The 24,432-nt window shown below is 55.9% G+C and carries 25 protein-coding genes; 13 read left to right on the top strand and 12 right to left on the bottom strand.

Annotated elements, in window-relative coordinates:
• Nucleotides 1-139: 139 nt before the first annotated feature.
• The 3 genes from FR699_RS07435 to FR699_RS07425 form a co-directional block, all read right to left on the bottom strand.
• Nucleotides 140-616, bottom strand: coding sequence for a hypothetical protein (locus tag FR699_RS07435; RefSeq protein WP_158855036.1), 477 nt, complete (start codon nucleotides 614-616; stop codon nucleotides 140-142).
• A gap of 60 nt (nucleotides 617-676) precedes the next feature.
• The gene (locus FR699_RS07430; RefSeq protein ID WP_158855035.1) at nucleotides 677-1,687 is read right to left on the bottom strand and encodes a restriction endonuclease; all 1,011 of its coding nucleotides are present in this window, start codon (nucleotides 1,685-1,687) and stop codon (nucleotides 677-679) included.
• Between the two features lie 188 nt (nucleotides 1,688-1,875).
• Complete coding sequence (locus FR699_RS07425) at nucleotides 1,876-3,276, bottom strand: ATP-binding protein (RefSeq protein WP_158855034.1); 1,401 nt, start codon at nucleotides 3,274-3,276, stop codon at nucleotides 1,876-1,878.
• 346 nt (nucleotides 3,277-3,622) lie between these two features.
• Here FR699_RS07425 and FR699_RS07420 point away from each other — a divergent pair, with 346 nt between their 5' ends.
• Complete coding sequence (locus FR699_RS07420) at nucleotides 3,623-4,399, top strand: hypothetical protein (RefSeq protein ID WP_158855033.1); 777 nt, start codon at nucleotides 3,623-3,625, stop codon at nucleotides 4,397-4,399.
• A 341-nt stretch (nucleotides 4,400-4,740) separates the two neighbouring features.
• Here FR699_RS07420 and FR699_RS07415 read toward each other — a convergent pair whose 3' ends face one another.
• Nucleotides 4,741-5,463, bottom strand: coding sequence for a hypothetical protein (locus FR699_RS07415; RefSeq protein WP_158855032.1), 723 nt, complete (start codon nucleotides 5,461-5,463; stop codon nucleotides 4,741-4,743).
• 73 nt (nucleotides 5,464-5,536) lie between these two features.
• On the opposite strand from FR699_RS07415, the gene FR699_RS07410 reads away from it, so the two are divergent.
• Nucleotides 5,537-6,265 carry a hypothetical protein gene (locus FR699_RS07410; protein WP_158855031.1) on the top strand — a complete coding sequence of 243 codons (729 nt, stop codon included), beginning with the start codon at nucleotides 5,537-5,539 and terminating at the stop codon, nucleotides 6,263-6,265.
• Nucleotides 6,266-6,273: 8 nt separating this feature from the next.
• On the opposite strand, the gene FR699_RS07405 is transcribed toward FR699_RS07410, so the two are convergent.
• A complete protein-coding gene (locus FR699_RS07405) occupies nucleotides 6,274-7,275 on the bottom strand; it encodes a hypothetical protein (RefSeq protein ID WP_158855030.1) in 1,002 nt (333 codons plus the stop codon).
• Between the two features lie 131 nt (nucleotides 7,276-7,406).
• On the opposite strand from FR699_RS07405, the gene FR699_RS07400 reads away from it, so the two are divergent.
• Nucleotides 7,407-7,940 (top strand): hypothetical protein, encoded by a 534-nt coding sequence (locus tag FR699_RS07400; RefSeq protein ID WP_158855029.1) that lies wholly within the window; start codon nucleotides 7,407-7,409, stop codon nucleotides 7,938-7,940.
• On the top strand, nucleotides 7,937-8,869 hold the full coding sequence (locus tag FR699_RS07395; RefSeq protein WP_158855028.1) for a tyrosine-type recombinase/integrase: 933 nt from the start codon (nucleotides 7,937-7,939) through the stop codon (nucleotides 8,867-8,869). Before FR699_RS07400 ends, FR699_RS07395 begins: the two co-directional genes overlap by 4 nt.
• Nucleotides 8,870-9,219: 350 nt before the next feature.
• Here FR699_RS07395 and FR699_RS07390 read toward each other — a convergent pair whose 3' ends face one another.
• Nucleotides 9,220-9,597 carry a zinc ribbon domain-containing protein gene (locus FR699_RS07390; protein ID WP_158855027.1) on the bottom strand — a complete coding sequence of 126 codons (378 nt, stop codon included), beginning with the start codon at nucleotides 9,595-9,597 and terminating at the stop codon, nucleotides 9,220-9,222.
• Nucleotides 9,598-10,047: 450 nt separating this feature from the next.
• On the opposite strand from FR699_RS07390, the gene FR699_RS07385 reads away from it, so the two are divergent.
• Together FR699_RS07385 and FR699_RS07380 are read left to right on the top strand one after the other, a co-directional pair.
• Nucleotides 10,048-10,569: a hypothetical protein gene (locus FR699_RS07385; protein ID WP_158855025.1), complete on the top strand. Its 522-nt coding sequence runs from the start codon at nucleotides 10,048-10,050 to the stop codon at nucleotides 10,567-10,569.
• Nucleotides 10,570-10,870: 301 nt separating this feature from the next.
• Nucleotides 10,871-12,118, top strand: coding sequence for a bifunctional DNA primase/polymerase (locus tag FR699_RS07380; RefSeq protein WP_158855023.1), 1,248 nt, complete (start codon nucleotides 10,871-10,873; stop codon nucleotides 12,116-12,118).
• Between the two features lie 63 nt (nucleotides 12,119-12,181).
• Here FR699_RS07380 and FR699_RS07375 read toward each other — a convergent pair whose 3' ends face one another.
• Entirely contained in the window at nucleotides 12,182-12,523 is a 342-nt protein-coding gene (locus FR699_RS07375; RefSeq protein WP_158855021.1) for a hypothetical protein, read from the bottom strand.
• A gap of 6 nt (nucleotides 12,524-12,529) precedes the next feature.
• Nucleotides 12,530-12,811 carry a MarR family transcriptional regulator gene (locus FR699_RS07370; RefSeq protein ID WP_158855019.1) on the bottom strand — a complete coding sequence of 94 codons (282 nt, stop codon included), beginning with the start codon at nucleotides 12,809-12,811 and terminating at the stop codon, nucleotides 12,530-12,532.
• A 127-nt stretch (nucleotides 12,812-12,938) separates the two neighbouring features.
• On the opposite strand from FR699_RS07370, the gene FR699_RS07365 reads away from it, so the two are divergent.
• The 5 genes from FR699_RS07365 (at nucleotide 12,939) to FR699_RS07350 (ending at nucleotide 15,648) form a co-directional block, all read left to right on the top strand.
• On the top strand, nucleotides 12,939-13,481 hold the full coding sequence (locus tag FR699_RS07365) for a hypothetical protein (RefSeq protein WP_158855017.1): 543 nt from the start codon (nucleotides 12,939-12,941) through the stop codon (nucleotides 13,479-13,481).
• Nucleotides 13,482-13,526: 45 nt separating this feature from the next.
• Nucleotides 13,527-13,673 (top strand): hypothetical protein, encoded by a 147-nt coding sequence (locus FR699_RS07360; protein WP_158855014.1) that lies wholly within the window; start codon nucleotides 13,527-13,529, stop codon nucleotides 13,671-13,673.
• A 237-nt stretch (nucleotides 13,674-13,910) separates the two neighbouring features.
• On the top strand, nucleotides 13,911-14,138 hold the full coding sequence (locus FR699_RS13465; RefSeq protein WP_370515553.1) for a hypothetical protein: 228 nt from the start codon (nucleotides 13,911-13,913) through the stop codon (nucleotides 14,136-14,138).
• Between the two features lie 6 nt (nucleotides 14,139-14,144).
• Nucleotides 14,145-14,459, top strand: coding sequence for a hypothetical protein (locus FR699_RS07355; protein ID WP_199268303.1), 315 nt, complete (start codon nucleotides 14,145-14,147; stop codon nucleotides 14,457-14,459).
• A 400-nt stretch (nucleotides 14,460-14,859) separates the two neighbouring features.
• Nucleotides 14,860-15,648 (top strand): hypothetical protein, encoded by a 789-nt coding sequence (locus FR699_RS07350; RefSeq protein WP_158855012.1) that lies wholly within the window; start codon nucleotides 14,860-14,862, stop codon nucleotides 15,646-15,648.
• Here the strand turns inward: FR699_RS07350 and FR699_RS07345 are convergent.
• From FR699_RS07345 to FR699_RS07330, 4 genes are read right to left on the bottom strand one after another with little or no spacing between them, the layout of a single operon-like run.
• Nucleotides 15,645-18,671 (bottom strand): type I restriction endonuclease subunit R, encoded by a 3,027-nt coding sequence (locus tag FR699_RS07345; protein WP_158855010.1) that lies wholly within the window; start codon nucleotides 18,669-18,671, stop codon nucleotides 15,645-15,647. The two genes, FR699_RS07350 and FR699_RS07345, sit on opposite strands and share 4 nt — an antisense overlap.
• Nucleotides 18,658-20,019, bottom strand: a complete 1,362-nt coding sequence (locus tag FR699_RS07340; RefSeq protein ID WP_158855008.1) for a restriction endonuclease subunit S — start codon at nucleotides 20,017-20,019, stop codon at nucleotides 18,658-18,660. The genes FR699_RS07345 and FR699_RS07340 overlap by 14 nt, the downstream gene beginning before the upstream one ends.
• A complete protein-coding gene (locus FR699_RS07335) occupies nucleotides 20,012-21,529 on the bottom strand; it encodes a class I SAM-dependent DNA methyltransferase (protein WP_158855006.1) in 1,518 nt (505 codons plus the stop codon). Before FR699_RS07335 ends, FR699_RS07340 begins: the two co-directional genes overlap by 8 nt.
• A 3-nt stretch (nucleotides 21,530-21,532) precedes the next feature.
• Nucleotides 21,533-22,219 (bottom strand): hypothetical protein, encoded by a 687-nt coding sequence (locus tag FR699_RS07330; protein ID WP_199268302.1) that lies wholly within the window; start codon nucleotides 22,217-22,219, stop codon nucleotides 21,533-21,535.
• 186 nt (nucleotides 22,220-22,405) lie between these two features.
• Between FR699_RS07330 and FR699_RS07325 the strand changes: the two genes are divergently transcribed.
• Both FR699_RS07325 and rtcA read left to right on the top strand, forming a co-directional pair.
• The gene (locus tag FR699_RS07325; protein WP_158855004.1) at nucleotides 22,406-23,107 is read left to right on the top strand and encodes an N-6 DNA methylase; all 702 of its coding nucleotides are present in this window, start codon (nucleotides 22,406-22,408) and stop codon (nucleotides 23,105-23,107) included.
• Between the two features lie 286 nt (nucleotides 23,108-23,393).
• Nucleotides 23,394-24,401 carry an RNA 3'-terminal phosphate cyclase gene (gene rtcA, locus FR699_RS07320; protein WP_154551079.1) on the top strand — a complete coding sequence of 336 codons (1,008 nt, stop codon included), beginning with the start codon at nucleotides 23,394-23,396 and terminating at the stop codon, nucleotides 24,399-24,401.
• Nucleotides 24,402-24,432: the final 31 nt, after the last annotated feature.

Below are 24,432 nucleotides of genomic sequence, written 5' to 3'. Positions count from 1 at the left end.
ACCTGCAGGACCAGGTTCCCGCTATTGTGTCTCCAACGCACCGTGTCTATCCCGTGGAATGTGGTCCTGAGTTATAATACTTCGCCGCATCTCACCGTATCAAGAGCATCAGTCATCGCTCGACGCACCTACTCTTCGTTCATACCCGAGACGTGAGTTCGTCAACTCTGTCGAGGTCTGAGGCTGCGACCTGTGTGAAATTGAATCCCTGCTGACCGCAGTAACCCATCTTCTCCGAGAATTCTCCTTGGTCAACAAGCCGCTGAATATCTTGGTAGTTGATTTTGGGTTCAATCTCAATCGCCGTTTCAAATTTCAGTAGTGCCCCGTCAGCATCGATTTGCTTGCCATGGATGGGGAGGATGTGACTGATACAGGTCGGATGCTCATCAACGGAGGATGAGCAGTACAAAAGCGCGGTGTCCCCCTCTGTCGCGTTTTCCCATGCATCCCGGCGCTCGTATCCCTCACGTTTCCAGTAGGGGTCAGCGTTGAAATATCGGTGATGCCGAAGCGGTTCATCAACGAATGTCGGACCTTTAGCACCTCGAATATACTCTGGCGCGGCATCCTCGCTGATTTCCCGGCCATTCGTCTGAATGAGAAATACGCTCATATTAGTGGGAAACTAGGGGAGAACAATAAATCCGACTGGCAATATGCTCTGCTTGCTCTGTTATTCCTCGAGAGGTGGGTCTTGTGAGGGGATATAGACCTGCTTTAGGGGAACCGTCGCCTGATACTCGGATTCGAGGTCGTCGTAGTGCTGAATCAGGAGGTCAATGAACTCATCCCGGTCGATGAGTGTGACTCGTTGTTCGGCGTTCCGTGCTGCATCCTGTGCATCACTCGTATAGCCACCAGTCGAAACGAATAGACCTCGTTCGCCGTTTCCGAGAGTTCCTGTGAACGCTCGCATTTCCGGAGAACCAACCTTCGATTGTTGGCGCTTCACCTGTGCCTTGATATACGGCGATTCGAACCCCAACGAGTCGGGATGAGCGACCACGTCAATACCGCGGTCCTGACTGTCCCGCGTTTTCTTCGCATGGTATCCCATCGCTCGCAGGACTGCGGCGACCAACTCCTCGAAGACGAACGGGTCCATGTTCGCTAGAATGTCGGAGATGAGTTCGTCTGCCTGGTTCTCCACTTCGTCGACGAATGGTACGGTGTCCTCGTCGTCCTCGCTCTCATCGGGCGTCTCCCCGCTTAGAACGCCCGTGATTTCATCAATGCAGTCGTCAAGCGAGAACACCGTCAGCGTGCTTCCGAGCGTATTTTTTGTCGAGGTCGTGAACTCGTCACGGGAAACTGTGTCCTCCCATTCGACACGCCTGACGTGCGGATATCCTTGTGGGTGGTCGCTTGGTTTCCACTCGTACCCACTCGTGACCTCTCCGATTAGATACTCGCGCTCCGTCTTGTCGTAGCTCAAAACCAGATGCCCCTCCTCCATCTCAAGCGCGAATCGATTCACCTGCCCTGCATTCTGGGCGATACGCCGGCTATTGTGCTCGGAATACTCGTCGGTCGAATTGAATCGGGCCTTCATCTCCTCATATGACCGGACGTCAGAAACATCCCCCAACTCCTCCCAGCCGACTGCGACCAGAGAACGAGACTCGAATTCTTCGACTAACTCGTTGTCATTCCCGGCGCGAACCATGAACGCTCGCTCAGCCATGTTATCCGAACTGTTCCGAACCTCGAAGTATCAAGGTTCGCACGCTCCTCGTCCTCCGTCGTGGTCCAGAGATGGCTATACGTGAAAGTTCTCACCGCAGTTTCGGCACGTTGCCCATCCACCTTGCTTCACCTTCTGGTTCTCGCCACACTCGGGGCATTCACGCCAGACGGACCGATTATGATGACTCATTGTTTGTCGATAGCGGATTCGGCGACTTCTCCTAGTAGGCTTGTCAGTGCGTCCTCGAATGGTTGCGAGAGGTCAGGTGCTCCCCCACTTCTCGGGTGTGCGACTTCGTGGAGTAACGTGCTGGCGAAATCTCGAACGCTGTTGAGCTGTTGCCGACGAATGACGATACGCTGCTCACTGCCATCCCAGACACCGTTAGCCATCTCTCCCCTCTCGGTCATTCGAATCGTCTCTGATACCCGTATTTCCTCTACAGGCGGGTTGTTGAGGAGGTCGAGAATGTCGTCCCTGTGATTCCACACCTCGCGCTCGTTCTCTGTCATCTCGTCCTCGGGAACCCAGTCGTATTCGAAACTCTCGTTGTACTCTTCGAGATATGTGGCAACGTCACGAAGGCGGTTCCCTTCGGAATCTCGCTCGTCCTGAATCTCGTTACGGATGTTCTCGGGGACGGTGACGACTCGATACCCGTCTCTACGAGCGTGGTTGAGCAAGTCCGCGTTTGAGTGTCGCTCGTCCACGGTCGCAAATACAACATCGTCTCTTTCATTCAGGAGCTTTACTGCGTGTAGACGAATCGGTTTCCAGTTCACCTCATCGTGCGTCGTTCCATCGGTGAAGTTCTCGAAGTCGTCGACAAGGCGTTGAGCGACATCCGTGGTTTCACACTCTCGTAGAATGTCCTTCACCCGCGAACTGTATGCTGTGCGCCCTACGTTTGAACGCTCCCGATTCAGAGCGTCTCGTACCTGCTTCGTCGTCTTCGTGATGTTATAGCTGAACAGAAAATTCTCTTCGGTAGCGACCTTGAGCCCTGTAACATAGATACGGGAATCCTCGCCTGCGGGGGAAGCGTAGACCTCTCCGAACTTGGTTTTCTCCAAGAGTTCGTCGTCGGTGAAGCGCAGAAAGTTGCTTTTGGCCTGGTCGATTTGGCTCTCCGAGATACCATCGAGAACCACGTCCGTCCCCTCAATATCTCGCTCTGGTGGATAGATGAGTCCGTGCAGCGTTTCGATGTCTTCGAAATCAGCCTTCGGTGCTTTCTCGACGGTAATCGTCTCGTGCTTCGAGTGTATGGTTACGTCGACTCCGTTTCGGTAGAACGTCGCAAGCGCGTCCTTCAATCCGACGCCGAATTTCCCGATTACCTTGTCCGGGTTGTTCAGTTTCTCTTCGTCCTCATTCTGCGTGAGGTGCTCGTGGCGTAGCCCTCGACCGTAGTCCCGAATGTGCCATCTCCCCTCGTCGTCTTCGTAGATTTCTACTTCTTCCGTGTCTGTGAGGGCCTGTTCGTCGAGGGCGTTGGCGATTACTTCTCGGGTTGCATCTGCGACGCCCCAGGCCTCAAGCACCTCCTCCATGTTGAGGTCGAATTTTCGCGCCTGTTCGGACATGTGGTACTCGTTCGCTTGGAACGGTCTTGAAATTTAGACAACCAACGTGAAAGTGTAATTTGACTGGATGAGGTATGGTCCTTCCAAAGGAATCATTTTGAGATGCGGCTACATTACCAGAACTACTGTGGCTGCAACTAACTCAGAGAACCCGAATTTGGTTTGTCCCGAGTGTGGAAGACAATATACTAGAGCCCATTTGAACCGTTTTGAGTTTCAGACAGTACGACCGTTCGAGACTCGTGCTACCTGTCCATATTGTAATGTTGAAATTCACCCAGAGGACGCGTTCACGGCATACTTACAGAGCGTACCTGAGCAACGATGGACGGGTGTTCCCTTCTCAATGGGTGCATTTGCTAATTCAGATACGGCTACATTTGAAGTAGGAAAAACGCACGAGGTTGGACTAATGGGTGTCGGCGGTGATTTTGAGGTTGGCGAAATTCGCCTCTGGGACTTATCTGACGCCGCAGGCGTTCCATCTGATAAATTAGATGATACAGTAGTCAGAGCCCATACAGGCCCAATTGAAGTGAATAGCTCGGTAGTCGTTGATGCAGTCCCCCTTGGCGGAGGTGAAATCGGATTCATAACATCTCTTAAAGACGGAGAGAGCGAAAATCCGCCTGAGGAGGTAGAGGTGGGGTATCATAATACAATTCACTTGGCCAATATAGATGACCCAGCATGGATAGAACTCATGAGAGAAGCCTCCTCCGCCCTCCATAGTGCAAATTTCATGGCAGTCTTACCTCTGCTGTCTGCTGCGTTTGAAAACCACCTGTATCGACAACTCTACCGAACTATGCGAATCCAAGGAAAATCAGAGGTCCAGATTGAGGAGATATTCGATGAGTGTCGTCGAGGCCGTTTCCTGAGTTGGGAGGAAACGGTCAAACACGGACTGAAAACTGTTACTGGCACGAGTATGGTTGACGATGAGTATCACTCCTCGTATGATAGCTACCTCGGATTCAAAAGAGAGCGTGATAATGCCATCGTTCATGTTGGATATGATGAAAACGCCGGACAGATTTCTATGGAAGAAGCAGTTGAGCATTTTAATACGACAATCGAGGCGATAGTCACTATCTTCGAGATATGCATGAAGGGGCGATGACAACGCACTATATTCTCGGTCCACTTCCTTCAACAGCTACGAGATAGCCATCACATCTGCTATCAGAGGGATTGCTATCCCGAAGGTAGACGCACTGATTCGCCTGGTGGCAGAATTCTTCTGCCCAATCTTGAGCCATTGACTTCCCATCTAGCACGTAGTCAATCGTCTCGTAATCTCGTACCCACGTCCGAACAGCTGTATTTCCCCGCGCAGAATCCTTAATCTGTACATGATATCCTTGCACAGCCTGAGGGTCAATCCATGTGGATATACAGCGGAATCTAATGTTCACATTACCTCCGTGAATGACTTTGTCGTCTACCCGTTTGGCGTATCCGCTATTCATCGATAGTGGTGGCCTCAGTTAACCTTCGCAACCCTCTAGAATCTGGCACCTCCGTCAGTTCTTCCATGTCTAGTGTTTTCACAACCTCAAGCAATTGTTCACCTCGAAGTTCCATCCACGTCGTTTCGAGGGCTTGTCGTTCCGTTTCTGTGGCGGGAATCCAAGTACAATCACCGACGTACTGCCGACTCCCGTTCGATGCAAACGCGAATGCTGTCGTTTGCTCTGGTACCTCGGTGAGAGCATCCACCACTGAAAGAAGATACGGTTCACTCAGGACGACGAATAGCAAGTCATACTCTCGGCACAGTACATCACTGAACGCCTGAGGTATTCCCTTCTCACGGCCGACTGCCTGAATCGTCTCGTCGTTCGTCAGGTCATTAATATCGTATCCCGCTCGCTTGGCTCGTGTTCGAACGGATTCGATATCGCTGAAACCACACTCGTAGGACGGGATTTCAGTCTCGTCACGTAGCAGTCCGAACCCTGCCGAAATGATATACCAGTCGACGTCTGCAACCTCACGGAGATGAGTTACTGCCTCTTCGACGTGCTTGTGTTCACGACCAGTATACATGTCTGCCGCAATCGTGGTGTACTCGCTGTGTTCTTGCACTAATTCCTCACGCGAGTGCTCGTCCACGTCCTCACAGTCGAGAACGGAGTCGTATCGTTTGTCTTTGGAACACGGCGAGAGTACGAGGATATCCATCCGACGTTCTACTCGAAGCCGTCGCACCGAGTGGTGAAACTCTTTGTGCGTGAATGAGAGGAACCGTGTAAGAATGGCTCGTCAGGACGACCTCGGCCGCTTCTATGGGTTACTCGACAATCTTGAGCAACGAGTCGGCGGTACGCGGAAACTCAAGAACTGCACTGGATACATGGACTGGCCCGACCGCGGTGTCTACTTCTTCCTCGAACCGGGCGAAACACGTGACTCGACTGACCAGTCGCGCGTTACCCGAATCGGGACACACGCGGTGTCTGAGGGGAGCAGCACGTCGCTCTGGGATAGGCTGAAACAACACTACGGAACGGGCAGCGGGAGTTCCAACCATCCTCACGGGGGCGCTCACCGCGGCTCTGTGTATCGCAAGCGCGTCGGCGAGGCCATCATCGAGAAGCACGACCTCCACGACGACTATCCCGACTGGGACAAACGCTGGTCGAGCATCGAGCGTGAGCGGTCAGAAGTACGTGACGAGGAATACATCCTCGAACGCCGTGTGAGCACCTACATTCGCGAACAGCCATTCCTCTGGGTAAATCTCGACGACGAACCGAGTGCAGACAGTGACAGGGCGTATCTCGAACAGAACATTATCGCCCTCCTCAGCAATTTCGATGAACAATCGATTGACCCACGGGTAGACGGATGGCTCGGTCGGCACAGCCAGAGTCGGGCGATACGGGAATCAGGGCTTTGGAACGTGAATCACGTCGGCGAGCGGTACGATAGTGGATTTCTGGACCTACTCGAGAACGCTGTCAACGAAACGACTCCGCCATAGCCTCGTAGTCAGTCCGAGTCTTCTAATTCACTTGTGTAATCGGGATTACCCCGCAATTTCGAGAATGAGACATAGCGATGCCCCTGGACGAAGGCAACCGTCCGGTCAGAATCACTCGCAGTTTTGTCGTTCTTCACCGGATGGTCGAGTTTGATACCATCCTGTAGGAAGATGACTTTCTCCGTCTCACCGTACCGTTCGGACTCCTCCTTTCGAAATTGAGTCACTGCATCAAGCAATTGCTCACGCTGTGACTGCGTGAGGTTTGCGCGATTTCGCACTGTTTCCTCGGTGAGTTCGATACTCTCGATAGCGTCCGTTACTGATGGGATCGCGGTTTTGATTTCACCGTCGCTGTAGAATGCGAGATGGTCGACGGGTTTGAATGAGCGATTCGGCTGGCAAAAGTATAGGCCGGTGTCCTGATACTCTGGCCATGCCCTACGAGCTGCAACGACCAACACGCGGTCCTCCTTGCCACTGACTAAGTCCTCGTCATAGAGGAAGCGACTTAGCTCGCGCAGGAGGAACGCTTCACGTTCTGTGGGGACGGACATACTCGCCTCGGCATTCCCTACATCTCGCTCAAGCACCGTCTCGATGGTATCAATGAGCGAGTCAAAGTTGGCCCACACGATACGCCCATCTTCAATTTCTGCCACCTCATCAGGGAGTCGTGCATCAGGAGTCAGAACGATGAGACGCTGTAGTTCCGCTTCGTCCTCTTCGAGTGCATGGAGATGGTTTTCGAGTTGTTCTTTGTCCACAGCATCCCGACTCGTCTTCGTCTCGAACCAGAGCGCGGTTGAACTCTTGATTGTAGCATCGGGAACCGAGTCGACGCCTGTCACTTGATTATCGAACGAGACGAGCGACAGGTCCGATTCGTCGGTCAGTGCTTCCAGAATATCCTCTGCTAACTGATTGTTGACGTGCTCAAGAACGGCGATGACTGTTGATGTAACTCGATTTTCGCCCTGTGTGTACGTGGAGAAGAGTGGATTCGGCATGCATCGTGATTCAAACACCTCCCTCAAAAGTGCTCGGTCGAGGTGTTACAACGCCCACAGTCACCATATCCATCGTATCTATCCACAATGCCTAGGAACGTCCAGTTGTAAGTGTCTAATGTGAGATAGGAATGAGTGACGAAGAGCCACAGCAGACCGAGTGGGAGAACGAGGTCGGCTTGTCAGAGGAGACGACTTACGTCGCCCTCTACCCGAGTCGCAAACACGCCGAGCAGTGGATGGAGGAGGCTGAGGAGCAGGGCTACGGGAGCCGGTCGAAGTACCTCTACGAACTGATACAAGAGGCCCGCGCTGCCCGTCAGGAAGGATTCCTCGCGTACAGTCAAAACGAGTCAAAGGTGGAGGAGCTTCAACTGCAAGTCGAGCAGTTACAGGACGACCTCGAAGACGCTCGTAACTCCGAGCCGGGAGAAATCGATATCGAACACGAGGAGTTCGTCACTGCGTTCCTGACTGAGAGTTACCAACCGCTCAACAAGGTGCTCCATCAGGTCACGGACAGCGGCGTTCTCACCGGTATCGTCAAGGATGCCGTCGAGGAGCAACTGTTCGACCTCGCGGAAGAAAACAAGGTCGAATACAAACAGGGGTATGGTTGGCGACTCGCTCACGACGACGCTGATGCGGAGGTGGTTGAGGCATGACGGGCACGACCCGCGAGAAGATTTACGAGAACGAGCACGACGCAGTCAATGACTTCATCGAACGTAAGCAGGCAATGGGTCGCAGTCGTCGAACGCTCAACGCCTACTCACGGACGCTGAAATCGTTCTTCCACGAGGAGTTTCCCGACCTCGCACCCGAAGACGTCACGCCGGAACATATCGAGGACTACGTCAGCACGCTTGCCGCCCGCGACCTCTCACAGAACACGAAGCGGCGATACCTCGAATCGCTGTCGTCGTTCTACGGGTGGGCGATGAAGCGCCCGCGATTCGAGAACATTACGGGGAACCCGGCGGCGGTCGTCCTCGAAGAAATCCCACAGAAGTACCGAGAGCGTCCCGACTGCGCAACGTGGGAGAACGCGAAGAAAATCGTCCACAACATCGCCGACCCGCGGAACAAGGCGATTGCCGTCATCCTCGCCAAGACCGGGTGCCGGATTCGGGAAGCCCTCGAAATCGAACAGGACGACCTGATGCTCGACGAGGGATTCATTCGCCTACGAGAGCGCAAGGGCGGGAGTCAGACGGTCGTCCCCGTGGACGAGGAAGTGAAACACGCCATCAAGCGGTATCGACTCGTCCGCCCGGACAATGACTCCGGGTACCTGTTCCTGAGCATACAGGGGAACCGCGTCCAGACGACGCAGGTGCAGCGGGCCGTTCGTGATGCTGCGGTCAGAGCAGGCGTGATGGACGAAGGCGAGACGCGCTTTCACCGCAAATTCACGCCTCACACGTTCCGGACGGTGTTCACGACGCTAATGCGCAATCACGAGATGCCCGACCACATATTGCAGTACATCAGGGGCGATTCAAATTCTCGCACAATGGATTTGTACACAAGGGTTGACAGGTATGATGCGAAGCAGTCATATCTTGAGTGCATCGAGTCACTCGACCTGTAGACCTCCCTTCGTATAGCAACACCCACAGACGCGAAGAGACTCGTTCGTCTGACGGTCGACGAGGCAGGCAGGTGTGTTCTATCGGACATCCAATGAAACGCGGAGACGACCGAGTGTTTTCGGTCTGAGAAAGTCGCTACATCTGACGAGACGGACCTTCTGCAAAATTTTGCGTGAAGTGCCTCATCAGTATTCGCTCGTCTGCGATATCCACACTCGTCGCGATACCTGCTTTCGAGTGTCACGCAAGAGACGACAGTCTCTCCCTGTCCGTCGCACCGCCCCCTACGACGGGACAGATAGAACCTGCCTCCCGAGAGACGCAAGGCTGCTTCGTCTCTGCGGGTGGGCTATTCGTGCTTCAGAAATCCGAGCACGTTGTCCGTGATGTGTAGGAGTCCCCACAGCGGCAATCCGATCATAATGACCCCTGCCCAGAAGGCAAACAGGGCGATCGGGACTGGATGGGGTAACTCGTTGATCGGCAGTCCCACAGCGTTGAGCCCGATCGAGAGCAGGAACGAGACGAACCCAACGACGATCACCGATCGAAGAGCCAGACGTGGCGATCGGAACGGTCCCGAAGGGTCACGCCAACTCCAAGAGTTGCTCGATATCGAGTGTTCGTCCTCGCTCTGTTGATTCTCGAGATCCGTTCCACACTCGGGGCAGTAGCGCGGATCATGGTCGAGTTCGATACCACATGCCGGACAGTAACGGTCAGGCATGATACGGCGCTCGGAGAAGACGCTAGTAGGTCTGGTGGTGAAAATTATATTCCGGAATCTCGAAAATCACTCAAATAGACATTCTCCTTCTCGCTGTGTGCCTTATCTCAGCACTAGTCCGAGTCGTTGTCTCTGTGTTTACTTCGTGGAGACGTGAGCAGCTTACGTTGTCTGATGATAGACAGAATTATCCGTGTGTTCCATCGACTCTCCTCTACCATTGCTTAGACCGCAAGCATCTGCGTTGATGGGGATATAATCTACTTAATAATGAGTGGGCTTAGGGGTACTATGCTAACTTCTAGCGTGGTAACTCTTCGTCCTAAATATGGCCCTCTGTGTGGAACTGAAGTGTAACATCCGATAGTACCTGACTCTACCTCGTGGAGTTTCGATGGCTCAGTCGTGTTGTGGTCGTTCGCTGGATGGCTCCACATAGGTGTTGAAACAATGGATGAAATCCAGTTTGACGACGGACGTAACGTAGACAAAATAGGCCAGCGCCCCACGAAGGATATCGACTGGGAGGCTATATTTAAAGACGCTACGAGCGGAACTGGTGAGCCACTCTCGTATGCAACATTGGCCCACATTGTTAGCGAATTATATAATATTGAGCTTGAATCGGCTGAAGCTTACGTATATATGGCCTCCGGCCACGGGGAACTCGTGAGGATCGATGCCAGTCAGGGAAAATCACGTTTTTATTATTTCCTCACTCCTGATTACGTGGATGAAATACCAACAAATCTGATTATCCCTGACCTCACCTCAGAATTCCTCACAGCTGATAGTGAGGTGAATCTGCTATCAAAAGATAAGCTAGTTGAGCGAATTGATGCAGCTTCGCGGCGTGATTTGCCCTCTGAATTCATCTGGCATGTGGTAGAACATATCGCTCACATCGACCCCTTCTACGTGGTTAATGAACGGGTAGGCTCCCAGGAAGCGGTCGTCTGTATGCAGCCATAACACTCGCGGCTTCAACCACCTCATTATTGCTCTCTGTAGATTATATATTTGATATGACTGGAACCACAATCGCGCTTGACGACGACACGAAAACGCGTCTTTGTAACCTGAAGCGGGGTGGCGAGAGCTATGACGAACTCCTAAGCTGCATTCTCGACCACGTCGAGCGAGACGCATCTGGCGAGGTGGTCGTTGATTAAAACGTAACCCCGTCTCGGTGCTCGCTCGCTGTGACCCGACGAATCGAGCACGAGACGGGACGATATGGACGGTAGGCCTGCGGGCAGCGGGCTTCCGAGCCATGGATACCAAGACAATGACCCGGACAAATCATAATACGGACTCCGACCCTAGAAATCTGTCGAGCCAAGACAGCACAGCGCATAGCTCCGGCAAGGGACTAGCCACACAAACTGGCCCCCGGTCAGCCCTTAGCAATCGGATAGCAGGAGGCGAGTTAGACGTCGAGCGGTTCGTACCGTTACAAGACGGCACGAAGAAGAGCCGCGTCGACCATACAGACCCTGCACATCAGTACCCGGCTGACGAACTCGCCGGCAATTACGGAGTAATGGCTGGTGACGGACTGGTTATCGTCGATATCGATGATTACGACGGAAACCAACCCGTCCCTGACTCGGTCACATCCTTACCCCCAACATTCACGGTCGAAACGCCGCACGGAGGCGAGCATCGATACTACGCAGTCAGTGACGCAGTAAGTAATAGTTGGAGAGGATGGGGCGAAATCCGCGCTGAGAATCAGTATGTCGTCGGACCCGGTTCTGATCTGGACTCGTGTTCGAAGGACTGGCACGACTGTTCTGCCGACGACGCTGGGCGCTATGCCGTTCTCGACGACAGACCCCTGGCACACATCTCTCAGTCTGCACTGCCACAGCGACCCGCGCAACAATCGAGGTCTCCAGCCGCGGTATCGACTGGCTCATCACAGGTGGCATGTCTTGATGACGTAAACGCGTCGTTCGGGAAACTGGCGACACGACTACGAGCGTTCCTCGGGGATGACCGCCGAAAGGCTCTCTGGGAAGGACGATACTCAGACGCAAGACACAACGACCGTTCGCAGGCTGAAGCCGAACTCGCACATCATCTCGGCTGGTTCTTCGAGGGCAATATCGAGGTCGTCAAACAACTGATGACGCTCGCCTGTGAACAATTTCCGACGACAGACTGGAACGAGCCTCGGAAATGGCTCGTCCGTGAGGATGACAGTTATCGTGTGAGCACATGCGAACTGCCTGACTACAACGATACCTACACTCCGCCATGGTCAGGTCGTGGCCCGCGATCCGAAGTGAGTCAGGTAACGTCGGATAAGGTTCTCACCGCTACGTTTGAATTGTATCCTGCGAAAGTCGATGAAATCGCCAACCACGAAGAAGTGGATGTATGCCGAGAGCAGACGCGGAAGGCGCTCGAAGAACTACGTGACTACGAAATACTCGCACGAGAGAAGGATACGATGCAGCCGGGGAAGCCATACGTCTACTACCCGATATTTGAGGAGGAGCTAAACAATACCTAATACCCCCATACTGTGGATAATGTCTTGGAAATCATGTTGGATTAATGATTGTTGCGATGGCTGTCATTCAATTTTCGTTATCGACCCCTCGGTATGTTCGCCTCTCCCGGCTGGAAGGCTCTCATCTTCAATGTAAAATAGTTCAGGTGGGATATGGTCGCTGACTCGTCCTGACCATTCCGGTCGATCGAGATTAATGACGTATGCCCCTACTCCCTTCTGGTTGCCGGTCCCTCTTACGTAGACTCGATAGTGTTTATTCCCGTCCCGGACGTGAAGCTCGGCCGGTTCCACCCTCTCGACGTGAAACTCGCGGTCTTGAATATCTACGTTCGTATCTACGTGAATAACGTCTCCTTGTTTGAGTGCTTGTACTCGTCGTCGAATCTCAGTGCGGTCATTCATAGTTTCTCACTCCGGTTGTTCGCCGTCCGAATCAGATTCGAGTTCTTCTGCATCAACCTCGCCCTCAAGATACTGCTCTCCTGTTTCCGTAATTCGATAGACGCCATTGCCGAGATGTTGGAGCATCCCGTAGTTCGTCAGTTCTCGACAGCGCTCCCCGATGTATTGGCGACTGAACCGGACATCACCGCTATCGGCCATACCCTTCGGCGTGTCTGTCTCGACCTCCGATAGACGTTCGAGGATACGCTCGTCGCAGATAGTCATCCAACGAGCGGAGTATCGCATAGAGGATATCACAGTGATAGTGCGATACTTACGTTGGAGAAATGGAATAACATCTAAAGTAGCCTATCTCGACTTGAGTAAGCTATAACTTCTTACTGCTCGGAGGGTTGTGCAAGGACTATCTCGTATGACTCTCTCCCAGCAGTTACTCGAAGAGCAGGAAGTCGCCTACGAGGCGGAAGAGGACCTGTATGCCGAAGAAGTAGAACGTCTCGAAACGCTTCCTTTGGCGTTCGAGGAGGGGTCGTGGACATGGGATGACTTGGAATGGATTGTACGATGGAAAATGACCGGCTCACCGTTCGTCGGAAAGGTTCTCGATGATTTCAACTCGAACGACGAAGCGTTTGTCACCTCACAAATCGAGAAGGCGATTGCTGCCTCTTCGCCCGGCGAGAAACTGATGCACTTGACTGAAATCACCGGCGTAGCTGAACGTATGGGCTCTGCGTTTCTCCTGTTCATGAACCCCGACCGCTTCACCGTGCTCGACTGGAAGGCGTGGGGTGTGCTGCACGAGAACGGGTACTTGCCCGATGAGATGCCCGATAACCCAACCGTCGAGGACTACTTGCTTTACCTTGGTGCGTGCTGGGCGATAGCGAATGAGTACGACGTGAGCCTCCGGACGCTCGACATGGCGTTGTGGGCGCTCGGGGGCGATGAGTAACACATCACTGGCGATTAAATACTGTCAGGAGAAATACTACAACGCATGGACGATCCCGAACGGCCCGAACGTCCCGGCCCCGACGCCGATGCCGCCGAGATAGCGGAGTGGATGGAGGAGGATTTCGGGTGGGCCGTTGCTGATGGGATGGCGAACGATGAGACCGAAGATGAGGAAGGCGATTCAGAATGACTTTGCTGCGTACTTTAACCAAGCTCCGCTCTGAACACGAAGTCTGATACGCAATGGCTACAGCATGGAAGGTCGAAGAAACGTGCCCGCAGTGTGGCGATGATGATGACGTCTGGGTGTTCGACAAACGAGAGGGAACTGGCATCAAGAAATGCTACACTTGCGAATCGTGTGGCTGTGAGTGGTCAGAGATGACCGACTTCGAGCATAGCACCGGCTAACAGACGTCCTACCACTATGAAACAATTCACCCAGGGTGACCGTGTTCGTGTAGATATTCCCGACGAGAGTGATATCGACTACGAGCAGTTTCACGGACAGCACGGAACAATCGTGTCGATACTGAGTGATGACGCAGGCACGGTCACTGGCGGCGACCAAGACTCGCAACTATATCGGGTCGAGTTTGATTCCGGTGAGACGATGGACTTCCGTCGTCACGACCTCCGACCGCCGATAGAGTAAGATATCATGGTCGAAGTCGAGATACTAAATCACGAGCGGGGTGAGGTCGTCGGGACGATTGACATGGACGGGAACCTCGATACGGAGAGCGAGGCGCTCAGAAACGTCTCGCAGGAGTATCTTGAGGAGGGAGTTCCCGTGCTCTTCCCCACGACCTACGAGAACGAAGAGGGTGAGACGGTTCACGCGGATGCAGAGGTGATGGTCGAGCCGGGAACCAGGGGATTCGTGCGGGCCTTTGTTGACGAACTCCCGAGTCCGTTCGACTGCGATTCTGAGGCGCTTGCTGACCTGCCGCTGTACGACACAGAACGCGACTAATCGCACAGTGAACACTTCTATTCCGAAAATCGAAATTCGTTGATATTGGAGATTTCCGTATTCAGAGCGAGCCCGGCTCTACGACTAGTCCATCATCTCGTCAAGAGACGCGGGGGCTCTGCGGTTCGAGATACAATCCGATGTGTCCCTCAGCCCCCCGCCGCGGAACCGCGTCTCGTCGAAGTCTCTTGGTCTGTCCGCTATTCCATGAGAAGGGGACATTATGGACAAGGTCTCTCCTTATACGATTGCCAAATTTATGTACCTGCAAGGAGCACAGAAGTGTAATGTCGAAGTATGAAGACGTAATGTGTTTTGATCAAAATCCTATATTATCTCCTCGGAACGCAGTGGTGTTGTGCGCAGATATCGGAGATACATTCGCAGGAGGGACCAAATGATGGATACTCCGATTGGTATCGGTGCCGGTAGGCAGAAGACATTGCAAGCTATCGATAAAAAGAACGAACTGCCGGACATTGATAACCCGGATCGAATTGAGGTAGTTATCGGTGCGGTGTATGAAATCTCTCTCACCGGTGTTCGGTCACCGCCACGAGAGACGGTGGATTATATTCAAGAAATCTACTCAGATCTACCGGACGAAGCTAAACTCGAATACCTTCACGACGATATTTTGCTACGGCGGATTAACGTGGCTCGTCACCAGTTCAACGACTGGATGGGAAAGCGGCGGCGGATGGCTGAGATAGCATCACCAATAGAGGCCGGACGATCGAGATATCCATCGAAGCAGGCACAGAAACGCAGCCGACTGGAACGGGAAGCAAGCGACGAACTTGAGGAGAGGATCAGCGGGATCAAATCGGCTGCGAATGGAGCGCAGCAACGAGCCCTGAACGCGGTTGGGTCGTCAGTTTCCGAACAAACCGAGCAACGGCGAGAACAGCGTCGCCAGGAGCTCCGTGAACATTTGGAAGAGGGCAGCATTGTGACGTTCCGAAACCCGAACCGGCAGGTGGGACGAGTGGTCCGCGTCAATCATAAGTCGTTACGCGTTCGGTATCCTAACCCCCGAGCAGGGACATCCTTTCCCATCTCGGATGAATCAGAACCTGAAGAGTCTGAGGACCGCATCCAGTTAGACTCAAAGTTTTTGGAGCCGCTTGATGTCGAAACAATCGAAGAAGGAAGGAGTGCCGTCGATACTCTCGACGACCATCATTAGTTGTCAGGATAGTTCTCGATCAGATATTCGCGAGCGTCATCGAGAAAACGGTCGTCCTTGCAGAGGTCTGGCTTCTCGCCCTCGATCGCGACAACCTCAAGCAACAGCTTCTGGATATCCTCCCGAGTCCGCTTACTCGTTTTCCAGCCACTGTAGGACAGGTCGACGCGGTTCACAAACTCCTCGTCAACACGCTTTGCGATGAACTCGGCCTCGTCCTCGTTGTCGATGTACTCCGCGAAGCCCTCCTCGCCGTCGTCCATCAACGCCGCAAACAGGGCATGTCCGGACGGTGACAGTCCACGTTCCTCGGCTTCGTCTTCGACCGACAGGATTTCCTCCTCCAGTTCGACCAGTTCCTCGTACGCGCGGTCGGCGGTCACCTCGTCGCTCTCCCACTTGTCGACGACCTCGCGAACGCGTTCACTCAACCGCCGGTACCGCGGGTGGTGTTCGGACCGTTCGTCGAGATAGTCGTCGGCCGCGCCGGCAACCTCGGTGATCCCCTGCTCCGCCTCCATGTCCCGGACGCGTTCGAGGTGGTCGGCACCGAACTCTACGACCTCGAACTCCTCATCCAGCCAGTCGGCGTCGACCTCGACGTTGTTCTCGACGATTTCTTTCGTCTTCTCGCGCAGCCGCTTCTCAGGTTCGCTCTCGCGGTTCATACTGCGTTGGTATGCGAGGTGGAGCTGCGTCAGCCAGCTGTACTTCTGCGGGCGGCCGGTGTCCCTGTCTTCGAGTTCGCCCATCGGCGCCAGCGTGTCGTACAGGTTTTCCACGTCGCGGTACAGTTCCTTGAACCGGCGGCGGGCCTCGACGTCCTTCCGCAGGTACGTCAGGCACTCGACCACCGTCTCGGGGTCGTCGTCGATATCGATGTGGTCGAATAGGTCGATCGCCTCCTGGAGTTTCGTATCGAACTTGTCCAGGAGTTCGTTGACGTCCTCCGCGGCCGCCTTACGGACGTTCGGCGGGTAGTAGTTCAGCGCCTCCTCGACGTTCCCCTCGGCGAATACGCCGGCGAAGTCCACGATCTCGCCGTTCTGTTTCCCCTCGGCCGGCCGGTTCGTTCGGGCGATTGCCTGCAGCAGGTTGTGGTTCGTCAGCGGCCGGTCGAGGTAGATCGTCTTAAGCATCGGGGCGTCGAACCCGGTGAGCAGCATGCTGCAGACGACCACGATCTTCGGGTCGCCGTCCTCATCCTTGAACTCCTCAACGATGCGCTCCCGTTCACTCTTTGACGTGTGGTATGTCCGGGTGATCGGATCCGACCTCCCGGCCGACGAGATCACAACCTCGACCTCTTCCGGGTCCAGATGCTTCTGTAGTTCTTCGCCATAGAGCGCGGCCGCCTTCCGGGACGGGGTGACGACCATACCCTTCCAGCCGCTGGGCGCCAGTTTCTCCCGGTAGTGGTGGACGATCTCCTCGGCGATGCTCTCGACACGTGGTCGGAGCTCGGCGAGCGTCTGCTGGTTGATCGTCTCGCGGATCAGCTGATCGCGTTCCTCGTAGTCGAGGTCGCCCGTCGCGGCCTCGTGCGCCTGGTCCATCATGTCATCGTTGATCTCCCAGTCGCGGTTCCCGTGCCGGAGTTCGAAGTGAACCGGCAGGATAACATCATCCTCGATACCGTCCCCCATCGAGTAGTAGTGGAGGTATCCCTCTTCGTCCTGCGGTTCCGAGTAGTGCTGGAAGGTGTTTCGGCCGGCCTCGGTGTTCTCGTTCACCGGTGTCCCGGTGAACCCGAAGTGGTAGTAGCTGTGGAGGGCGTTATCGAGCTTGCTGCCCAGTTTCGCCTCCATGAACCGATGGGCCTCGTCGGAGAGGACAACGGTCTCGTCGTTCTCCTGAATGTTCTCGTCGATGTCCTGGAATAGCTGGATGGTGGTGACGACAACCTGGCTCTGGCCTTCTTCGATCAGTGACTGCAGCTGGTCGGCGCCATCCGTGACGATATCGTAGTGCTCGAAGTCGATGAGCTTCCCGAGGTCGTCCGACATTTGATCCCGGAGGTTCTGCCGGTCGACCAGGATGAGCACCTGCGGCGTTTTGATGATGTCCGGCCGGTACAGCAGGTTGCGCGCGGTGAAGAACATGGTGAACGACTTCCCGCTACCCTGTGTGTGCCAGATCAGTCCGTTCTCGAACCGGCCACGGCTAACCCGCTGCAGGATGGCGTTCGTGCCGTGGTACTGCATGTGGCGCGGGATGATCTTCGCGTTGCCGCCCGGCTGCCGCTGGTAGAACACGAAGTGTTTCACGATGTCCAGCAGCGTGCCCGGCGTCAGCAGCGAGTGCGCCATCTCCTTGAGCTCGCTGTGGGAGCCGATTGGGTCGTCGGGCTGCCATGGGTTGTAGTGCGTCTCGGGTGCGTCGACGGCACCGTACCGGGCGTGTTCGTGGTCTGCGGCGATATTGAACAGGACCGGGGCGAAGAGTCGTGGTGCGTCCTCCTCGTAGGTGTGAAGGTCGTCGATCGCGTCGGCGACCGTGCTGTCCTGAGTGAGCGATTTGAGCTCCGTCACGACGAGTGGGATGCCGTTGACGAACAGTACGACGTCCGGGATCACCAGTTCGTCCTGGCGGACGCGGAACTGGTTGGCGGCGATCAACGAGTTGTTCTCTGGTGTCTCGTGATCGATGAGGTCGACTATCACCTTCTCCGAGGTACCGTCCGGCTTGGACAGGTTCACCTGCCGCCCCTTCCGGAGACGTTCCTGGACGTTGCGGTTGGCTTCGAGTAGATTGTCGCCAGCGAAGTCACGGCGGAGGGACGTGATCACGTCGTCGACGTTGTGATCGGTTACCTCCTCGTTCAGGGCGATCAGTTGCTCACGTAGCAGCTCCCAGTAGATGACCTCGCTCTTGTCGTCGCGGCCGTGTTTCGCGTCGAGCTGTACGCCGCCGTCCGGCTCGTCGGGGCCGCCGTAGGTGTTCCAGCCGGCGTCGGCGAGCCAGTCGAGTAGCGCGTACTCGACCTTCTGTTCGTTGAAGCTGGGGAATTTATTCTGACTCATAGTTCTTGACCTCGTCGGGGATGTCGATTCCCTTCCCGGTCGTACGGACCTCGCCGGAGAGGAGGTCCTGCATCAGACCACGCTTGAACCGTTGCAGCTGGCCGCGGTAGTGTCGGTTCTCCTCGGCGATGTGGTCGACCGATTCGATGTGATCCACCATCTCAGCCTGCTCCTCGAGCGACGGGACCGGAATCTTGAATTTCTCCAGCGCGCCCACGCTAAGGTTGTAGTTCCCGGCCGAACTCCGGATCCATCCACGCATCTCGGCACGGCCGCGCTCCGAGTTCAGGAACTCGCGGATATATGCCGGGAGTACCCGGGTTTCGTCGACCCGAAGCCGGATGAGGTACGATGCGTAGACGTAGTCGTCGTCGAATCCGGGGAACGTGATGCACTGCCCGACGTACTCCGGGTTACCATTGGTCCTGACGATGAGGAGGTCATCCTCTTCGAGACGGAGCCGGTCCAGTTCCGTGTCGTCGACGGGGGTGTACTTGAGGTCGTCCAGCGTCAGCCGTTTGTCGACGACGTTTGGGATGCGGAGCGTCGGGTAGCCGTCGCCGTCGGTGTTGGACTTGGTGTCTGTGCCGTACCGCGTGTTGGTGATGAGATCTTCGAACCGGACAAGTTCCCACGCGGCCGGGTAGACACCGGATTTCGCTTCCTGCTTCCCGGTGTGGTCTTTCGTCCCGTTCTCGAACACGTCCTGGGTGACCCCGGTCTTGATCCGGTTTGCGTGTTCGATGACATCTTCCGTCTTCTGGATGAGCTGGTCGACGGTGTACAGCACGCTGGCGATTTTGCGCTGTTCTGTCAGCGACGGGAGGGCGACGCGGTGTTTCCGGAGGTCACTGTGTTTAACCGCCGGATATCCGGACCCGGCGACGTACGCCTCCATCTGCCGGAAGAAGCGGTGGGAGAGGACTTCCTGCATCAGGTAGTGGGCGTTGACGCGGGCGCCAGGTCGGAGCACGCCGAACCCGGAGGAGCAGATATCCCCGTCGTATTCCTCAGTGACCAGGCCGTGGCTAACCTGTTTAGGGCGGACGGTGCCCACGAGGACATCGCCCTGCTGAATCTGGCGCTGGGCCCGGCTCGGTGCGTCGTCCACCGGGGTTGAATTACTCTGAAGGATAGTGCCTCCGGACACGTCGGAGAGCGACACGTAGTCGAACGTGTCGGACGGCCATTCGTCCTTGGAGAAGCCGTCGGGATTGATGGAGCAGACGTCATCCAGCCATTCGATATCCCAATCGGCTGGCAGCTCCCCGACCGGGGTGTCGACGTACTCGGTCGACTGGCTGGCTTCCGCGTCGCTGAACTCGGTCAGCGGGACCTCGTCACTCATAATTGAGAGCCTCCATGTGCTGGGTCATCTCGGCTTCCAGCTCGTCGCGCTCAGCTTGCGTCGTCCGGAGCTTTGCGAGTTCGTCCGTGACGTTGATGTCTTCTTCTGGTCCCGTCGTATCGACGTACAGCGCGACGTTGAGGTTGTAGTCATTCTCCCGGATCTCGTCGAGCGAGACTGTCCGGCTGATCCGTTCCTCGGTCATCCAGTCGCTGAAGTTCTGGACGATGTGGTCGAGGCCCTCGTCGGTGAGCTTGTTCTGGTTGCTGACGTCGCGGTAGAACACCTCGTCGTCGGCGTGGATGAACTCGATCTGACCCTTACGGTCCTCGGGCTTGTCCTTGTTCAGGACGAGGTAGGCGCTAGGGATCGAGTTGTTCTGGAACAGGTTGTCGGGGAGGGCGATGATTGACTCGATGATGTCTTCCTCGATCAACGTCTCCCGATACCGGCCTTCGTTCGTCCGGAAGAGCACTCCGTGCGGGATGACAATCGCGGCACGGCCGCGGTCGTTCAGCAGCTTCTCGATGTGCATGATGAAGGCGTAGTCGCCACGGTCCGCGCGCGGCAACTTGTCTGCCCAGTCGAACCGGTCCCACTTGTCGTCCTTCCGATCGTCCTTATTCCAGTCGGACGAGAATGGGAAGTTGGCGAAGACGTAGTCGAACCCTTCGTCGTCTTGCAGGTACGTGGGGAACGCGGGATCGGACAGCGAGTCTTCGCGCCGGATCTCTGCGTCGAGGCCGTGGAGGAACGTGTTGACCTGTGCGATTGCCGCGATGTCGGCGTTCAGTTCCTGGCCCGTTACAGTCCACGTGCTGGGTTCGCCGGCGTCGTTCTTGCGGGCGTAGGAGGCTGCATGGACGAGGAAGCCCGCGGATCCCGCGGTGGGGTCGTGGAACGACGCGCCTTTGCCGAAGCCGTACTGGCCGCCGCTGTTGCCGAGTAGGCGGACACCGAGGTCGAGGACATCCGGCGGGGTGAAGAACTGGCCGCCATCCTTGCCCTCGTCCTTGGCGAACTCGCCGACCATGTACATGTAGGCCTCGCCGAGGAAGTCTTTCTCCACCCTCTCGGTGCTCAGTTCGAACCGGTTGATGCGCTGGATAAGGTCACGGAGCCGTTGATCGGTCAGTGCATCCTCGTCGCTGTAGGTGACGCGGACGACGCCGCGGAGGCTGTCGTTCTCGCGTTCCAGGGCGTCGAACGATTCGTCGAGGTAGGGGGCGATGTTCTCGCTTTGTTCGGTGACGGCTTCCCACCGGTAGTCCTCGGGAACGGTCAGGTCGGTGATGGCCTTCCGTGCGAGTTCTTCGTCGCCGGCGAACTGTTCCTTCTTGTCTTCCAACCGGTCGGAGAAGGTGTCGTCGATGCTTTTGTAGAACACCAGGGGGAGGATGTAGTCCTTGTACCGGGTCTCGTCGACGGTGTCTCGGATCGCGTCTGCGCAGTTGTACAGTTTCTTACCGAGCTCTTCCGGCGTGACGTCGTCGTATACGTTCTGTGTCATGTGTTACTTGGTCGTCAGGTAGTCGATCATCTGTTCTTCGGGCGGTGCTCCGGGAAGGTGGTCTTCCAGTTCGTCGTGGGCTGCGCGAAGACGGGCCAGCATCGCGTACCCGCGGTCGAGCGTGACGGCGATGAGGAGTACCAGCCGGATCCCGTCAGAGTGGGCGACGTCCGAACCGTCGAAGTTCTGGCTGGTGGTGATGTGGGCGGCGAGCGTCCGGATGAGGTGGTCGACCGCGAACAGGTAGTCGCGGAGCGTCTGGATCTCGCGGAACGACAATGCGTAGACGAGTACCTCGCGCAGGATGTCGATCATCATGCGTCGCCGGCCGTCGTCGCCGTCGGTGACGAGTTGCCGGAGTTCGCCTTTCAGTTCGATCCGGAGTTCGTTCCGTGCCTCGACGAGGTCCGCGAACCCGTTGTTCGCAGAGTCTCGGATGAGGTAGCCCTCGAGATGCTCTTTGTAGATGAGCAGGAGCATCTCCTCGTTGACACGGTACTCACCGTCGTTGAGGAGGAGCTGTCCTTCGTCGACGAGCGCGCTGCACGTCTTTGAGACAGTACCGCGTGTCACGCTGACCTGTTCTGTGATGTCTTTCTGGCGGGGCGGCGCCTCCCGGTCGCGTTCGAGTGTCGCGACTGCAGCGAGGATTTCCAACCGCGTTCCGCCTTCTCTCATGTCAACCGCCACATGAAGTTGTGAGAGTGCAACCCACTTAGCTTTTGGGTTTCCCAAAATTCACTTAAATTTCTAGTTTCGGTCTTTCAACACTGAGTCAGCGGGTCTCTCTCGGCCAAAGAATCAAAATTGGGCGTTACTTATTACCTATGGTTATACTGCTCCGCTTGGCGTTTGTGGTAAGTGAGGAGACGGGAAATGAAACGAACTCCAAAACACGATCAACTTCAGAAACAGGTCGAACCGATAGTAGAGATAATAGAACGGATTGGGGATCAAGGCCTTTCCCGCTACGAAATTTTCTCTGACTGGATCGATCTCATGCTCTATAGCTTGGAAGGAAATGATGAGGGCTACCTAGAGATTGTCGAGAAGTACGACAACGATCAACCGGAAGGCCAGCGTCCCATCGATCTTTACGCACAAGCTTTTGGAGAACTCAAACGAGGAATTGATGAAACGAATATGGATTTACTCGGAGTCATCTATGAAGAATTAGGGATGGATAGTAATTCGTTCGGGCAGTACTTCACGCCGCACAAGATCGGCAATGCTATGGCTTCGATGACAGTCGACATTGACGAAACCCGGGAGGGCATTATCACTATTTCTGACCCATTTTCTGGCAGCGGACGTCTCCTAATCAGCGTAGCCCTAACGATTCCATCAGATGTGGATGCAATCTTTTACGCGCAGGATAAGGATTCAGATTGCGCCAAAATGACTGCCCTAAATATGTATTTCTTTGACATGGATGGTTACGCAGTTCATGGGGACTCTCTGAAAACCGAAAAGTATCAAGTTTGGCAGATCGGAAATACGCTGCACGGTGGTATGATACGGGAATTGGGAAGGAAGGAATTTCCAGAGATGGATCATTGGGCTCTGGAGGGGAATTGAACTCCTTAGATACTCGTCTTCCCAGTATATCCTTGATTTGGCTCCAATTGGCAACTGTCCCCTCTCAGAGGGTAGCAGACGCAATTCTCTGCCGTTCGTTCACTTCTCCTCGCAAATGTATGGATAGAAAGCTGGCCTCGGCACTCATAGGGCTCGTCGTCGCCGGGTCGTGAGGCCGGCTCGGCCCGTGGGCTCGTCATCGGCCAGCCGAGGGTACACGCGGCAGGCGCAAAACGGTTGCTCACCGTCCGCTCCATTCAGGGCCGTTCGGGACCAAACACCGCTCGTGCTCGAACTCGACGGGAGCGAGGGCGGTGGACAGTTGTTCCGGTCGGCGCTGGCCTTCTCGGCGATGACCGGCACGGCAATCGAGATGACCGACGTCCGAGGCTCTCGCCCCGACCCGGGGCTTCGACCCCAGCATCTGGCTGTTCTGGACGTACTCGCGGATATTTCCAACGCGACGGTCCACGGCCGCGAGATCGGCGCGACGACGGTCACCTTCGACCCTGAAGACCCGCGAGGCGGCCGTTACAGCGCCGATATCGGCACGGCGGGGAGCATCCCGCTCCTGTTCGACGCCGTGGTGCCCTTGGCCACTGTCCTCGAGGAGCCACTCGTCCTCACCGCCACTGGCGGGACGGACGTCCAGTGGTCGCCGCCGATGGCTTACCACCGCCAGGTCAAACTCCCGGTCCTGGCAGACCACGGCGTTCACGCCGGCGTCACTGTCGACCGACCCGGTTTCTATCCGGCCGGCGGTGGTGAGGCGACACTTTGCCTCGCGCCGTCGACGCTCGAGTCGTTCGCGCTCGGTGATCCGGGGGGACTCGTCGGGGCACGGATCTACGCTACGGCGTCGATGGATCTGCAGGACGCAGACGTAGCGACGCGCCAGGCAACCGCCGCAGCCGACGCCCTCGCGGCGGCGGGCGTAGACGTCACGGCTGTGACGACCCAGCATTCGGTGACGCCATCGACGGGTTCGAGCCTGGTGATTCGACTCGACTTCGAGGCTTCGGTCGCAGGGGTTTCCGCACTCGGTGAACGCGGGAAACCGGCCGAGCACGTCGCCAGTGAGGCTGTCGATCGAGCACTCGACGTCCGGGATTCGCCCGCGGCCGTCGACGCTCATCTCGCAGACCAACTCGTCCCGTTCTTGGCGGCTGCAGGCGGCGAGATCTCGATTCCGGACGTGACGGACCACGTCGAGAGCCACTGTCGGCTACTCGCTGCCTTCGGGTTGGACATCGAACCGGTTCAGGACGTTACTGGCCTCACACTCGTCGGGTAAGTCGCTTGGATGGCCCTCTCCAGTCCATGAT

The sequence above is a fragment of the Halorhabdus sp. CUG00001 genome (genome assembly GCF_009797925.1).
GTDB lineage: Archaea > Halobacteriota > Halobacteria > Halobacteriales > Haloarculaceae > Halorhabdus.
The sequence above is the reverse complement of the archived record's forward strand: the minus strand, read 5'-3'. Positions and strand labels throughout refer to the sequence as shown.

Coding starts and splice junctions, on each gene's coding strand:
- FR699_RS07435 (WP_158855036.1), bottom strand. CDS start 616: ATGAGCGTATTTCTCATTCAGACGAATGGCCGGGAAATCAGCGAGGAT.
- FR699_RS07430 (WP_158855035.1), bottom strand. CDS start 1,687: ATGGCTGAGCGAGCGTTCATGGTTCGCGCCGGGAATGACAACGAGTTA.
- FR699_RS07425 (WP_158855034.1), bottom strand. CDS start 3,276: ATGTCCGAACAGGCGCGAAAATTCGACCTCAACATGGAGGAGGTGCTT.
- FR699_RS07420 (WP_158855033.1), top strand. CDS start 3,623: ATGGGTGCATTTGCTAATTCAGATACGGCTACATTTGAAGTAGGAAAA.
- FR699_RS07415 (WP_158855032.1), bottom strand. CDS start 5,463: ATGGATATCCTCGTACTCTCGCCGTGTTCCAAAGACAAACGATACGAC.
- FR699_RS07410 (WP_158855031.1), top strand. CDS start 5,537: ATGGCTCGTCAGGACGACCTCGGCCGCTTCTATGGGTTACTCGACAAT.
- FR699_RS07405 (WP_158855030.1), bottom strand. CDS start 7,275: ATGCCGAATCCACTCTTCTCCACGTACACACAGGGCGAAAATCGAGTT.
- FR699_RS07400 (WP_158855029.1), top strand. CDS start 7,407: ATGAGTGACGAAGAGCCACAGCAGACCGAGTGGGAGAACGAGGTCGGC.
- FR699_RS07395 (WP_158855028.1), top strand. CDS start 7,937: ATGACGGGCACGACCCGCGAGAAGATTTACGAGAACGAGCACGACGCA.
- FR699_RS07390 (WP_158855027.1), bottom strand. CDS start 9,597: ATGCCTGACCGTTACTGTCCGGCATGTGGTATCGAACTCGACCATGAT.
- FR699_RS07385 (WP_158855025.1), top strand. CDS start 10,048: ATGGATGAAATCCAGTTTGACGACGGACGTAACGTAGACAAAATAGGC.
- FR699_RS07380 (WP_158855023.1), top strand. CDS start 10,871: ATGGATACCAAGACAATGACCCGGACAAATCATAATACGGACTCCGAC.
- FR699_RS07375 (WP_158855021.1), bottom strand. CDS start 12,523: ATGAATGACCGCACTGAGATTCGACGACGAGTACAAGCACTCAAACAA.
- FR699_RS07370 (WP_158855019.1), bottom strand. CDS start 12,811: ATGCGATACTCCGCTCGTTGGATGACTATCTGCGACGAGCGTATCCTC.
- FR699_RS07365 (WP_158855017.1), top strand. CDS start 12,939: ATGACTCTCTCCCAGCAGTTACTCGAAGAGCAGGAAGTCGCCTACGAG.
- FR699_RS07360 (WP_158855014.1), top strand. CDS start 13,527: ATGGACGATCCCGAACGGCCCGAACGTCCCGGCCCCGACGCCGATGCC.
- FR699_RS13465 (WP_370515553.1), top strand. CDS start 13,911: ATGAAACAATTCACCCAGGGTGACCGTGTTCGTGTAGATATTCCCGAC.
- FR699_RS07355 (WP_199268303.1), top strand. CDS start 14,145: ATGGTCGAAGTCGAGATACTAAATCACGAGCGGGGTGAGGTCGTCGGG.
- FR699_RS07350 (WP_158855012.1), top strand. CDS start 14,860: ATGGATACTCCGATTGGTATCGGTGCCGGTAGGCAGAAGACATTGCAA.
- FR699_RS07345 (WP_158855010.1), bottom strand. CDS start 18,671: ATGAGTCAGAATAAATTCCCCAGCTTCAACGAACAGAAGGTCGAGTAC.
- FR699_RS07340 (WP_158855008.1), bottom strand. CDS start 20,019: ATGAGTGACGAGGTCCCGCTGACCGAGTTCAGCGACGCGGAAGCCAGC.
- FR699_RS07335 (WP_158855006.1), bottom strand. CDS start 21,529: ATGACACAGAACGTATACGACGACGTCACGCCGGAAGAGCTCGGTAAG.
- FR699_RS07325 (WP_158855004.1), top strand. CDS start 22,406: ATGAAACGAACTCCAAAACACGATCAACTTCAGAAACAGGTCGAACCG.